Source organism: Stenotrophomonas sp. YJH_SMC_119, assembly GCF_059368315.1.
The window spans coordinates 88472-100584 of sequence record NZ_JCAFRP010000004.1; the positions used below are offsets into that span (position 1 = coordinate 88472).

General features: G+C 66.2%; 12 protein-coding genes. 8 read left to right on the forward strand and 4 right to left on the reverse strand.

What is annotated here, in order from left to right:
- Positions 1 to 125 precede the first annotated feature (125 nt).
- Positions 126 to 419, reverse strand: a complete 294-nt coding sequence (locus tag AC5P6S_RS07985) for a PsiF family protein (RefSeq protein ID WP_005409096.1) — start codon at positions 417 to 419, stop codon at positions 126 to 128.
- 60 nt (positions 420 to 479) lie between these two features.
- Between AC5P6S_RS07985 and AC5P6S_RS07990 the strand changes: the two genes are divergently transcribed.
- Both AC5P6S_RS07990 and AC5P6S_RS07995 read left to right on the forward strand, forming a co-directional pair.
- On the forward strand, positions 480 to 905 hold the full coding sequence (locus tag AC5P6S_RS07990) for an ArsR/SmtB family transcription factor (RefSeq protein WP_227415832.1): 426 nt from the start codon (positions 480 to 482) through the stop codon (positions 903 to 905).
- Positions 886 to 1365: an SRPBCC family protein gene (locus AC5P6S_RS07995; protein ID WP_495204555.1), complete on the forward strand. Its 480-nt coding sequence runs from the start codon at positions 886 to 888 to the stop codon at positions 1363 to 1365. The genes AC5P6S_RS07990 and AC5P6S_RS07995 overlap by 20 nt, the downstream gene beginning before the upstream one ends.
- Positions 1366 to 1428: 63 nt before the next feature.
- Here the strand turns inward: AC5P6S_RS07995 and upp are convergent, their stop codons facing one another.
- Positions 1429 to 2061 carry a uracil phosphoribosyltransferase gene (gene upp / locus AC5P6S_RS08000; protein WP_005409099.1) on the reverse strand — a complete coding sequence of 211 codons (633 nt, stop codon included), beginning with the start codon at positions 2059 to 2061 and terminating at the stop codon, positions 1429 to 1431.
- Positions 2062 to 2277: 216 nt separating this feature from the next.
- Here upp and AC5P6S_RS08005 point away from each other — a divergent pair, with 216 nt between their 5' ends.
- Genes AC5P6S_RS08005 through AC5P6S_RS08020 form a run of 4 tightly spaced genes read left to right on the forward strand, consistent with a single transcriptional unit; the run spans position 2278 to position 7919 of the window.
- Positions 2278 to 4812, forward strand: a complete 2535-nt coding sequence (locus AC5P6S_RS08005) for a TonB-dependent receptor (RefSeq protein ID WP_495204566.1) — start codon at positions 2278 to 2280, stop codon at positions 4810 to 4812.
- Complete coding sequence (locus AC5P6S_RS08010; protein ID WP_495204556.1) at positions 4809 to 5927, forward strand: phytase; 1119 nt, start codon at positions 4809 to 4811, stop codon at positions 5925 to 5927. Before AC5P6S_RS08005 ends, AC5P6S_RS08010 begins: the two co-directional genes overlap by 4 nt.
- Before the next feature lie 14 nt (positions 5928 to 5941).
- Positions 5942 to 7291 carry a purple acid phosphatase family protein gene (locus tag AC5P6S_RS08015; RefSeq protein ID WP_495204567.1) on the forward strand — a complete coding sequence of 450 codons (1350 nt, stop codon included), beginning with the start codon at positions 5942 to 5944 and terminating at the stop codon, positions 7289 to 7291.
- Positions 7292 to 7304: 13 nt separating this feature from the next.
- The gene (locus AC5P6S_RS08020) at positions 7305 to 7919 is read left to right on the forward strand and encodes an inorganic diphosphatase (RefSeq protein ID WP_012479786.1); all 615 of its coding nucleotides are present in this window, start codon (positions 7305 to 7307) and stop codon (positions 7917 to 7919) included.
- 19 nt (positions 7920 to 7938) lie between these two features.
- On the opposite strand, the gene AC5P6S_RS08025 is transcribed toward AC5P6S_RS08020, so the two are convergent.
- Entirely contained in the window at positions 7939 to 8523 is a 585-nt protein-coding gene (locus AC5P6S_RS08025; protein WP_062606080.1) for a hypothetical protein, read from the reverse strand.
- 109 nt (positions 8524 to 8632) lie between these two features.
- Here AC5P6S_RS08025 and AC5P6S_RS08030 point away from each other — a divergent pair, with 109 nt between their 5' ends.
- Positions 8633 to 10048 (forward strand): cryptochrome/photolyase family protein, encoded by a 1416-nt coding sequence (locus tag AC5P6S_RS08030; RefSeq protein ID WP_065183326.1) that lies wholly within the window; start codon positions 8633 to 8635, stop codon positions 10046 to 10048.
- 139 nt (positions 10049 to 10187) lie between these two features.
- Positions 10188 to 10883 (forward strand): YiaD family glycine zipper/OmpA-like lipoprotein, encoded by a 696-nt coding sequence (locus AC5P6S_RS08035; protein WP_005409106.1) that lies wholly within the window; start codon positions 10188 to 10190, stop codon positions 10881 to 10883.
- 182 nt (positions 10884 to 11065) lie between these two features.
- Here the strand turns inward: AC5P6S_RS08035 and AC5P6S_RS08040 are convergent, their stop codons facing one another.
- A complete protein-coding gene (locus tag AC5P6S_RS08040) occupies positions 11066 to 12097 on the reverse strand; it encodes a LysR family transcriptional regulator (protein WP_005409107.1) in 1032 nt (343 codons plus the stop codon).
- Positions 12098 to 12113 lie beyond the last annotated feature (16 nt).

The window sequence follows — 12113 nt, forward strand, 5'->3', positions numbered from 1 at the left end:
GGTGGCTATTGGTGGGTGCCGACCGTTGGTCGGCACATCTGTCAGATATCGATATTCAAATGGGGTCGAATGCCATTGCTGTGCAACGGGCTCTGCCCCCATTCGATTGAACTGGACGAGCGATGCTACGACGCCTTCAGGCAGCTGCTCATGAAGGTCTTGCGCGCGTCACCGGCCAGCTTCTTGGCACCCGCGTCAGCGTTGCACTTGCGCATGCGTTCCTGTTGCGCGTTGGCCGGCTTGGCTTCGGCAGCGTGGCCACTGAGGCAGGAACTCTGCGCGGTCTTGTAGGCGTCACCCTTCAAGCCCTTGTTCTTGGCCGAGCAGTCGGCCATGCGCTGCTGCTGCGGCGTGGTGGCATTGGCAGCCAGGGGCAGGCCGACCAGCAGGGCAGCGGCCAGCAGGAAAGAAGCTTTCATCGAGAGCACTCCAAGCGGTGGCGGGTGCGCGGAGCATTGGCCTGCAGGCAGCAAGGCCACGTGAAGAATCGTGCCTCGGCAGCGACCGCTTGCAGGGGCATTCAGATCGGCGTATTACTTAGCCAGATGGGTAAGTATGATCCCGCCATTCAAGACGTGTTCCAGGCACTGGCCGACCCCACCCGATGCGCGATCGTGGCGGCGCTGGGGCAGGGGCCGCGCACGGTGTCGACCTTGGCCGAGCCTTTTGAGATGGCCTTGCCCTCGCTGATGAAGCATCTGGCCGTGCTGGAGCGCAGTGGCGTGGTGCGCAGTCGCAAGCAGGGGCGTGTACGCACCTGCGAACTGGTGCCGGAACGGTTGGGCCAGGCCGAGCAATGGCTGGCCGCGCAGCGCGTCGTGTGGGCAGCGCGCGCCGACCGCATGGTCGAGTTTGTCGAAACCCTTCACCGACAGGAGCAGGCCCATGGCCGTAGACGCAGGTAGCAACCCCGAGACCGATCTGGTCATCAGTCGCGTACTGAACGCACCGCGCGCCGCCCTGTGGCGGGCGTGGACCGACCCGGAGCTGCTGCGCCAGTGGTGGTGCCCGAAGCCGTGGTCCACCGAAGTGCGTGCCTTCGACCTGCGCCCGGGCGGCGCCTTCCACACCTTCATGCAGGGCCCCGACGGCGGCAGCAGTGACAACCCGGGCAGCTTTCTGGAGATCGTGCCGCAGCAGCGTCTGGTGTTCACCTCGATGCTGGGACCGGGTTGGCGGCCGCAGTCACCGTGGCTGGGCTTCACCGCCATCATCTCGATGGAGGATGACGGCCAGGGCTGTCGTTACACCGCGCAGGTGATGCACCCGGACAAGGCCCTGCGCGACCAGCACGAGCAGATGGGCTTCTTCGACGGCTGGAACACCGTCATCGGCCAGCTGGAAGCGTTCGCGGCCGGCCTGTAGGCCGGCATCCGGGGTGGGGTCAGAGCCCTTTCTGCGAAAGGGATCCGACCCCGGTTCACCGGATCAACCGACGCGGGTACCGAAGATGCGGTCACCGGCATCGCCCAGGCCGGGCAGGATGTAGCCCTTGTCATTGAGCTGGGCATCGATGGCGGCGGTGTAGATTTCCACGTCCGGATGCACGGCCTTGACTGCTTCGATGCCTTCCGGCGCGGCCACCAGGAAGATGCCCTTGATGCGGCGGGCGCCGGCACGCTTGAGCATGTCGATGGTGGCGATCAGGGTGCCGCCGGTGGCCAGCATCGGGTCCAGGATCAGCGCGTCGCGCTCTTCCAGGCGGCCGGTCAGGCGCTCGAAGTAGGGCACCGGCTGCAGCGTTTCCTCATCGCGCTGCAGGCCGACCACGCTGACGCGTGCCGCCGGGATCAGCGACAGCACGCCGCTGAGCATGCCCAGGCCGGCGCGCAGGATCGGCACCACGGTGATCTTGGCACCGGCGATGCGCTGCACGGTGACCGGGCCGGCCCAGCCGGGCAGGGTGTGCGGCTCGGTGTCCAGGTCGGCGGTGGCCTCGTAGGCCAGCAGCGTGCCGAGCTCGTTGGCCAGTTCGCGGAAATCCTTGGTGCTGAGCGCAGCGTTGCGCATCAGGCCGATCTTGTGCTGCACCAGCGGGTGGCGCACTTCGACGATCTTCATGGTCGGGAAGGGGGATAAGGAGAGAGGACGCCATTTTGCCGGATTGGGCGCCCAACCCCAAACCGGGGCCGGAGACGGCCTGCATGAAATGTGCAGATGCATGTCATTGCCATGCAACCTTGCGGACATACCGTGCAGACCCATTCTTAACAGGAATGGGGATTCCCAGTGCATATCAAGACTCCGTTGGCCGTTGCCATCACCCTGACCCTGGCGATGGGGGCTGCTGCACCACTGCAGGCCGCCGGGCAGCAGGCGGTCGCCGCCACCGGTGCAGTGGCCGCCGATGCGGTCGACCTGGACCGCATTGAAGTGCGCGCCCAGCTTGAATCGCAGATCCGCGCGGTGGACCTCAAGCGCAGCAGCAACGCCATCGAGGATGCGGTGTCGTCCGACGCGCTGGGCCAGTACCCGGACAAGAACGTGGCCGAGTCGCTGCAACGCCTGCCGGGCATCAGCGTGACGCGCGACCAGGGCGAGGGCCGCTTCGTGGTCGTGCGCGGACTGGATGCCAACCTCAACAGCGTCAGCGTCGACGGCATCGCCATCGGCACACCGGACAACTCCAGCCGCGCCGCACCGATGGACGTGATCCCGTCCGATTCGACCGAGCGCCTGCGCGTGGTCAAATCACCGACCCCGGACATGCCGGGCGACGCCATTGGCGGCGCGATCCTGGTCGAGACCGCCTCGGCGTTCGACCGCGAGGGCCGCAGCCTGCGTGGCAAGATCGAAGGCAGCCACCAGCAGCTTTCGGGCGAGACCAGCCCGAAGGCCGCTTTCAACTACAGCGAAGTGTTCAACGACACCTTCGGCATCGCCGCCGGCGTGAACTACCAGAAGCGGACGTTCGAATCGGACAACAGCGAAGTGGAGTACGGTGATGTCAGCGGGAACAAGGATCCGACCACCACCCGCCCGGGCGAAATCACCGCGCTGAACCTGCAGAACCGCAAGTACGAGATCGAGCGCAAGCGCATCGGCGCCAACCTCAATTTCGACTGGCGCCCGAACGAGGACAGCCGTTACTACCTGCGCACGCTGTACAGCCAGTTCGACGATGCCGAAACCCGCCAGCGCGTGATCTTCAACTTCAACAGCGCCGACATGATCGCCACCGGCACCGACCAGTATCGACTTGCCGGCATGCCGAAGGATTCGATCGACAAGCGCATGCGCTACCGGACCAAGGAAGAGAACACCTTCGCCGCCAGCCTGGGTGGCGAGAACAAGCTGACCGACGCGGTACTGGACTACAAGATCGGCTATACCCGTACCGAAGAACGCGTGGACGACGAGATCGAGTCGCGCTTCAAGCTCAACGGCAAGGCCTTCAATGGCACGTTGGACCAGCGCAGCCGCCTGCCCACCTACACCTTCGACAACGATCAGTGGCTGGACAACGCCAACTACAAGTTCGACCGTGTGGTGGCCAAGCCGAAGAAGGTGGACGACGAGGAGCGCAGCGCGCAGGTCAACATCCGCTTCGACGGCGACAACAGCAGCTACAAGTTCGGCCTGCTCGGGCGCTGGCGCGACCGTGACGTGAATGTCGATGAGGCGTCGCTGCGCGTGGGTCCGGCGATCAAGCTCAGTGACTGGACCACCGGCTCGCCGGAACATCGCCACGGCCCGATGGGGCAGGGCATGGACTCGTCGGCGATGCGCAGCTACTGGTCGCAGCACGGTGGCGAATACAGCGCGCGTCCGCAGGATGTCGGTGGCAACGCCGCGACGTCTCTGGAAGGCGACTACACCGCGCGCGAAGACGTGTTCGCCAGCTATGCGATGGGCACCTGGGACATCGGTGCGCTGCGCGTGATCGGCGGCGTGCGTGTGGAGAACACCCGCTTCAGCGCCACCGGCAATCGCGTGGACGTGGCCAAGGACGGGCGCTCCTACACCGCGACCCGGGTCACCGCCAGCAAGAGCTACAACAACGTACTGCCGGGCCTGCACCTGCGTTACGACGCCAGCGACGACTGGGTGTTCCGCTTCGCCGCCAACAAGACGGTGGCGCGCCCGGGCTTCGGCGATGCCTCGCCGCGCATCGGCCTGGCCCGCAACGACAATGAAGTGCGTTTGGGCAACCCGGAGCTGGATCCGTACGAGTCGACCAACATCGACCTGTCGGTGGAGAAGTACATCGGCGACAGCGGCATCCTCTCGCTGGGCGTGTTCCACAAATCGATCGACGGCTACATCGTGCAGGTCCGCCAGGCTGGCGCCGACGGCATCTACGACGGCCTGCCGGTGGTGACCTCGATCAATGGCGACAAGGCCAAGGTGCGCGGCGCCGAATTCAACTGGCAGCAGCAGCTGTCGTTCCTCCCGGCTGGCTGGGATGGCCTGCTGGTGGGTGCCAGCGGCACCTGGCTGGACACTGATTTCGACCCGGGCCTGGCCAAGCGCGCGGGTGAGGACTTCACCCTGCCGCGCGCCTCGAAGAACGTGTACAGCGCGCACATCGGTTACGAGAAGTACGGCCTGAGCACCCGCGTGGCAGCCGTGCACCGCAGCGAGTACCTGGATACCCTTGGTGCCGGCCGTGCCTTCGACATCTACGTAGCGCCGAACACCCAGCTCGACTTCTCGCTTGACTACAGGTTCACTCCGCGCGTGAGCATGTATTTCGAGGCACAGAACCTGCTGGACAAGCCGCTGGAGCTGTACCAGGGCGCGCGCTCGCGCACCCTGCAGATGGAAGAATATGGCCGCACCTACGCACTGGGCCTGAAGGTGGCACTGTGAGCGGGCCTCGCATCACCCTGCTGGCCACCCTGCTGGCCGTGACGCTGGTGGCCGGCTGCACGCCGGCCAACGGCAATGATCCGGCCGTGGCCAAGCCCGGAGCGAAGGCCACGAACGAGCGTGCGGTGACCACCATCGCCGAGGCATTCCTTTCACCGATGACGCCGGCTGACAACATCGATTCGCCTGCCGCCTGGCGTGCACCTGACGGAAAGCTGTGGCTGATCGCCACTGCCAAGGCCACCGACAAGCTGGTGGTCTACGACGGCAGCAGCGGCCAGCACCTGCGCGACGTAGGCAGCAGCGGCACCGCGCCAGGGCAGTTCGATCGCCCAAACGGCATCGCGGTGACCGACGATCTGCTGTGGATCGTGGAGCGCGACAATCACCGCGTGCAGGTACTGAGCCTGCCGGACTTCACTCCACTGGCGACCTTCGCTGCGGACGACCTGCGCAAGCCGTACGGGCTGTGGGTCGACCGCCGTGCCGATGGCTACAGCGTCTACGTGACCGACTCCTGGGACAACGGCGAGGATGCACAGGGCCGTGACATCCTGCCGCCGCTGACCGAGCTGGACAAGCGCGTGCGCCAGTACCAGGTGACCCGCGATGGCGCGAAGATCGAAGCGAAGCTTGTGGCCAGCATCGGTGATACCACTGAGGCGGGTGCCCTGCGCGTGGTCGAGTCGATCTGGGGCGACCCCGAGAACGATCGCCTGCTGATCGCCGAAGAGGACGAGGGCTACGCCAGCGAGTTCAAGGTCTACACGCTGGCCGGGCGTTTCACCGGCACCACCTTCGGCCGCGACGTGTTCAAGGCGCAGGCCGAAGGCGTAACCCTGCGCACCTGCGGCAAGGATGGTTGGTGGATCACCACCGAACAGGGCAAGCAGCGCAGCGTGTTCCACCTGTTCGACCGCCACACCCTGAAGCCGGTCGGCGCGTTCCAGGGCAATACCGTGGCCAACACCGATGGCATCTGGATGATGCAGCAGCCCAGCGCGCGCTTCCCGCACGGCGCGTTGTATGCGGTGCATGACGATCAGGGCGTGGTGGCGTTCGACTGGGAGAGCATCGCCAAGCAGTTGGCATTGCCGCTGGAGTGTGGTTCGTGAGCGGTCGTTGCCTGATGCGTACGTTGGCGCTGGGCCTGCTGCTGGCGGTGCCGTCGTTGTGCTTCGCGGCGGCTGAAGCGAACACCCAGGTGCCGGCGGGCAGCCGCCACTACGCAGCGACGACGGTGCCGGACCGCATTGTCGCTTCGCCGGCAGTCGATCCCGGCCATGGGTTCGCCGTGGCCTGGCGCACCGACGGCAGCGTGCAGGCGCCGCTGCTGGAGATTGCCCTTGCCGGTGATTCACCGGCCATCGAGGGCATCCGCCAGGTGCGCGCCACGACCCGCGCGCTGCAGACCGAGAACGGGCTGTCGCACCACCACCGCGCTGATGTCAGCGGCCTGCGGCCCGATACCCTGTACGTCTACCGCGTGCAGGGCAACGGCAGCTGGAGCGCCTGGAACCAGCTGCGCACGCTGGCTGCGCCCGACCAGCCGCTGACCCTGCTGTACTTTGGAGATACCCAGAACAAGAACGTGAGCCATGTCAGCCGCGTGGTGCGCGCCGCGCAGAAGGCCGCACCCGAGGCGCGCCTGAGCCTGTTCGCTGGCGATCTGGTCAGTGGGGGCGATGGTGCCGATGACAGCGAGTGGGGCGAATGGTTTGCCGCCACCGGATGGCTGGCGCAGGAAACCCTGGTCGCGCCGGCGATCGGCAACCACGAGTATGTCGAGGAGTTCGAGGACACTCCGCAGGAACGCCGCGTGCTGGGCAGGCACTGGCCGGTGACGTTCGCGCTGCCGGGCAATGGGGCATCCGCCGCACAGCAGACCAGCTACTGGTTCGATGCGCAGGGCGTGCGCGTCGCCGTGGTCGATGGCACGTCGGCACTCGACCTTGGCACGGCCAAGGCACAGGCGCAGTGGCTGGACAAGGTACTGACCGGCAATCCGCAGCCGTGGACACTCGTGCTGCTGCACCAGCCGTTCTATTCGCCGCGCGAAGGGCGCGAGAACGCCGCATTGCGTGACGTGCTGCTGCCGGTGGTACGTCGCCACAACGTCGATCTGGTGCTGCAGGGCCACGATCACACCTATGGCCGCCGTGGCGAAGGACAGGCCGCGACGCCGCAGTACGTGGTGACCGTGGCGGGGCCGAAGCAGTACCGTCTCTCCGACGAGGCACGTAGGACGATGGATCCGGTGGCCGAGGACACCCAGCTGTTCCAGGTGTTGCACATCGATCCGCAGCACCTGCGCTATGAAGCCCGCACGGTGACCGGGCGACTCTACGATGCCTTCGAGCTGCGTCGCGACACCAAGGGCGGCAAGCAGCGCACGGAGCTGACCGAAGGCCGCATCACGCCGCGTGACTGCCCGCGCGCGCAGACTGCCAAGGGCCGCGCCGATCGCTGCTGGGAATGAGGAGGAGATCCAGATGAAAACCGTACACCGTCTTGTCCCCATGGCTGCCATCGGCGGGGCCCTGCTCCTGCTGGCGACCGCGGTGGCCGCCGCCGATGGCGTGCTGCACCCGTTCCTGGTGGCGCAGCCGAAGCAGGCGCCGCAGGAAGTGAACCTGGCGGTGGAGATTCCGGCCGGCAGCTTCACCAAGTACGAGATCAAGGAGGACGGCCTGGTGCACGTGGATCGCTTCCAGTCGATGCCGGTCGCCTATCCGGCCAACTACGGTTCGATGCCGCGCACGTTGGCTGGCGACAACGATCCGCTGGACGCGCTGGTGCTGACCCGTGAACCCCTGCATCCGGGCGTGATCGTGCGCTTCCGGCCGATCGGCTACCTGAAGATGGTCGACGGCGGCGAGCACGACGAGAAGATCATCGGCGTGCCGACCGACAAGGTTGACCCGACCTACGCCAACATCCGCGACCTGGCCGATCTGCCGGAGATCGAACGACAGCGCATCGAAGCGTTCTTCCGGGTCTACAAGGACCTGCCGGCCGGGCGCAACCCGGTGCAGCTCAACGGTTGGGGCAACGCTGCCGAGGCGCGGACGCTGATCAGCGAAGCGATGAAGCGCTTCGAGAAATAGATCCACGCCATGGCTGGATTCAGTCCAGCAACGTCTCGATGAACAACTCGGCCTGCAGGCGGTCGCCCAGTACCCGGGCCACCGCCTGTACGGCTGCCTCCCGGTGTTCAGGACGGATGCCGCCATCGTCATCGTCGTTGTAGAGGTCATCGCCGGCATCGAGGTACACCGTGCCTGCAGCAGCCAGAGCCGCCATCAAGGTTGGCACATCGGCAGTGATCTCGCCGGCATCCAGCAGGCCGGCGCCGTGGTGGCTGAACAGCACACGGCCGTCGTCCAGGTCGAGGATGAACGGATCAGCGCCGCGATCGGCAATCACCAGCCAGTTCGATGGCCAGTCGTTGATCCGTTCGCCGCTGACGCCATGCCATCGATAGCCGGCCTGCTGGCTCCACAGGCGCTGCAGTGGCGGTATCCAGACATCAAGGCCGGGAACGGTGATGCCGGCGCGGCCAACCTTGGCATTGATCTCTTCGCCCAGCGGCCCGACCTGCGCGTAGAACGACGCCAGTGCCGTGGGCAGCGGGAACGGGCCCTGCCAGTCACGCTCGTGCTGCGCATGCAGCAGCCCGAAGCGGGCGAATGAGGCGTGCAGATCATCCATGTCAGAGTCCAACGGGTAGCGGCCGTGCAGCCTAGCAGACGGCGTCTGCGCGCATCCCCTTCACCACCGCTGGCTATCATGTGCGCCTTCCACAACGAAGGCAGTACCTGTGTCGGTAGCGTTGGTATGGTTCCGCCGTGATCTGCGGCTGCAGGACAATCCGGCCCTGCAGGCCGCGCTGGATGCCGGCCACGACGTGGTGCCGGTCTACATCCATGCGCCGCACGAAGAAGGTGAGTGGGCGCCGGGTGCCGCCTCCGATGCGTGGCGCCACCGTTCACTGGCCGCGCTGGATGCGGACCTGCGCACGCGCGGTTCCTCGCTGGTGCTGCGCAGTGGTGACAGCCTGCCGGCCCTGCAGTTGCTGATCGCGCAGACCGGCGCCGAGGCGGTGTACTGGAACCGCAAGTACGAACCGGCCACCCAGCCACGCGACGCCACCATCAAGCGCATGCTGCGCGAGCAGGGCATCGACGCGCAGAGCTGCAATGGCAGCCTGTTGTTCGAGCCTTGGGACATCGCCACCCAGCAGGGCCAGCCGTACAAGGTATTTACGCCGTACTGGCGCAATGTACTCAGTCATTGGCGCCTGCCGCCACTGCAGGCCGCACCGGAAGCACTGGCGCCGCACGCGGTCGACAGCCTGGCATTGGATGATCTCCAGCTGGCGCCGACGCTGGACTGGGATACCGGCTTCTGGGAGCACTGGCAGCCGGGCGAAGCCGGTGCGCTGGAAGCACTGTCCGTCTTTGAAGACGGTGCCCTGCGCGGGTATCGCGAGCAGCGTGACCTGCCGGACCGTGTCGGGACCTCGCGGCTGTCGCCGCACCTGCATTTCGGCGAAATCGCACCCTGGCGGATTGCCCATGCGCTGGAAGGGCTGCGTAGCGCCGGCACCGACGCCGACATCGACGGCTACCTGCGCCAGCTGGGCTGGCGTGACTTCGCCTACCACCTGCTGCATCACTTCCCGAAGACGCCCACTGACAACCTCAACCCGCGTTTCGATCGCTTCCCATGGGCAACGCCCAGTGAGGCGCAGCTGCACGCCTGGCAGCGCGGCAACACCGGCGTGCCGATCGTCGATGCCGGGCTTCGCGAGCTGTGGCACACCGGCTACATGCACAACCGGGTGCGGATGATCGTGGCCAGTTACCTGTGCAAGCACCTGCGCGCGCACTGGCTGCATGGCGCACGCTGGTTCTGGGACACCCTGGTCGATGCCGACCTGGCCAACAACACCATGGGCTGGCAGTGGGTGGCCGGGACCGGTGCCGATGCGGCACCGTACTTCCGTGTGTTCAACCCCGTGACCCAGGCCGAGAAGTTCGATCCGCAGGCACGGTACATCAGCCGCTGGGTGCCCGAACTGGCCGCGCTGCCGGTGAAGGCCCGGTTTGCGCCCTGGCAGCATCCGCTGCTGCTGGCGACACATGCCCCGGGCTATCCGCCTACGCCGCTGGTGGACCTGGCCGCGGGCCGCGACGCCGCATTGGCGGCTTACCGCCAGTCGGGGGCGGGGTAAAGGGCGACCTGAGCGATCTGGTCAGTTAGCTGAACGCGGCCCTGTCGGTGAGCCCGATCATCATTCCGGCATCGCATCGGGCTGTTTATTCTCTTTGCGCCCGCAGGCCGCCGGCCGACCGGAAACCAAGGAGAACCTCATGATCCGCAACACCACCCGCAACGTCGCACTGGCCCTGATGAGTGCGGCCGTCCTGTCGGCCTGCGCCACCGGCGGCTCCTACGTACAGAGTGACCAGTACGGCAACCCCACCGAGCAGCAGAACCGCACCGGGCGCAACGCCCTGATCGGTACCGCCATTGGCGTGGCAGCCGGCCTGCTGACCGGCGACAGCGCCACCGAGCGCCGCCAGCATGCCCTGATCGGCGCCGGTATCGGTGCGCTCAGCGGCGCCGCCGTCGGCCAGTACCAGGATCGCCAGGAACGCGCACTGCGCGAGCGCACTGCCAACACCGGCATCGATGTGCAGCGCCAGGGCGACAACATCATGCTGAACCTGCCGGACGGCATCACTTTCGACTTCGGCAAGTCGACCCTGAAGCCGCAGTTCTACGGCGCGCTCAATGGCGTGGCAGGCACCCTGCGTGACTACAACCAGACCATGATCGAAGTGGTCGGCCACACCGACAGCATCGGCAGCGATGCGGTCAACAACCGCCTGTCGAAGGAACGTGCCGACTCGGTCGCGCAGTACCTGATCGGCCAGGGCGTGCAGAGCGTGCGCATCGAAACGCTGGGCGCCGGCAAGTCGTACCCGATTGCCGACAACAGCACCGACGCCGGCCGCGCCAAGAACCGCCGCGTCGAGATCCGGGTGATTCCGCTCAAGCAATAACGCGTAGCGTTACTGCTTGAGCCGGCGGTCCGGCCATCGGCCGGAACGAAAATGCCGCCCTTGCAGGCGGCATTTTTGTGGGTGCCGAGCGTTGCTCGGCACGCCGATAGCGCATCCCTCTGTAAGCCATGCCGACCAAGGTCGGCAACTACCAGGAGATGGGTAGGCGCTCTTGTTGCAGGCTACGCCGCAGAAGCGGCCACCTTCTCCAGGATCCGCTTGCCGCTGCTTTCCAGAGCGGCGTCTTCCTTTTCCTTCTGCTGCTGCGCCAGCTTCGCACCCGGGCACTGCGCCAGCATGTAATTGGCGTCGAAGTTGAGCTTTTCGACCAGGAAGTCGACGAACGCACGCACCTTTGGCGAGACCAGGCGGCCGCCGGCGAACACGGCGTTGAAGTCCACTTCCGGGCCGGTCCAGCCGGCCAGCACGCGGCGCACCATGCCCGATTCAACGAACGGCTTGGCCATCACGTCGCCGGTCAGCAGCAGGCCTTCGCCACAGACCAATGCACCATTCAACGCAGACATGTCGTTGGCGGTCATCAGCGGGGTGACCGGGAAGTCACGCAGCTCGCCGCCGTTCTCGCCCAGCTGCCAGGTGAAGCGCGGCGAATTGCCGGTGTGGTACGGCTTGCGCATCGCCAGGATGCGATGGAACTGCAGCTCCTCCGGATGCAGCGGCTCGCCATAGCGCTCGATGTAGGCCGGGCTGGCGAACACCTGCGTGCGCAGGCTGCCGAGCTTGCGTGCGACCAGATTGGAATCGGGCAGGGCCCCCACGCGCAGCGCAAGGTCCGCTTCACCTGCAATCAGGTCCAGCTTCTCGTTGCCCATGTGCATGTCCAGGCGGATTTCCGGGTACTGCGCATGGAACTGGCCCAGCAGCGGGGCGATCCAGGTGATGCCGATCGAATAGGGCACGGTGAAGCGCAGCCAGCCGCGCGGGCCGGACTGCAGCTGGCTCACCGCGCTCTCGGCCTCTTCCAGTTCGCGCGCGATGCGCTGGCAATGTTCGTGGTAGATCGAACCGGCTTCGGTCAGGCCGAGGCGGCGCGTGGTCCGGTGCAGCAGGCGCGCGCCCAGGCGCGTTTCCAGCTCCTGCACTTTGCGGCTGACCGTGGTCTTGGGCAGGCCGAGCGATTTGGCAGCGGCAATGAAGCTGCCTTGCTCGACCACTTTGACGAAGATCAGCGTCTCGTTGAGATCGTGGGACATGGTCGGGGATCCTGGA

Coding starts and splice junctions, on each gene's coding strand:
- AC5P6S_RS07985 (WP_005409096.1), bottom strand. CDS start 419: ATGAAAGCTTCTTTCCTGCTGGCCGCTGCCCTGCTGGTCGGCCTGCCC.
- AC5P6S_RS08015 (WP_495204567.1), top strand. CDS start 5,942: ATGCGTACGTTGGCGCTGGGCCTGCTGCTGGCGGTGCCGTCGTTGTGC.
- AC5P6S_RS07995 (WP_495204555.1), top strand. CDS start 886: ATGGCCGTAGACGCAGGTAGCAACCCCGAGACCGATCTGGTCATCAGT.
- upp (WP_005409099.1), bottom strand. CDS start 2,061: ATGAAGATCGTCGAAGTGCGCCACCCGCTGGTGCAGCACAAGATCGGC.
- AC5P6S_RS08025 (WP_062606080.1), bottom strand. CDS start 8,523: ATGGATGATCTGCACGCCTCATTCGCCCGCTTCGGGCTGCTGCATGCG.
- AC5P6S_RS08040 (WP_005409107.1), bottom strand. CDS start 12,097: ATGTCCCACGATCTCAACGAGACGCTGATCTTCGTCAAAGTGGTCGAG.
- AC5P6S_RS08020 (WP_012479786.1), top strand. CDS start 7,305: ATGAAAACCGTACACCGTCTTGTCCCCATGGCTGCCATCGGCGGGGCC.
- AC5P6S_RS08035 (WP_005409106.1), top strand. CDS start 10,188: ATGATCCGCAACACCACCCGCAACGTCGCACTGGCCCTGATGAGTGCG.
- AC5P6S_RS08005 (WP_495204566.1), top strand. CDS start 2,278: ATGGGGGCTGCTGCACCACTGCAGGCCGCCGGGCAGCAGGCGGTCGCC.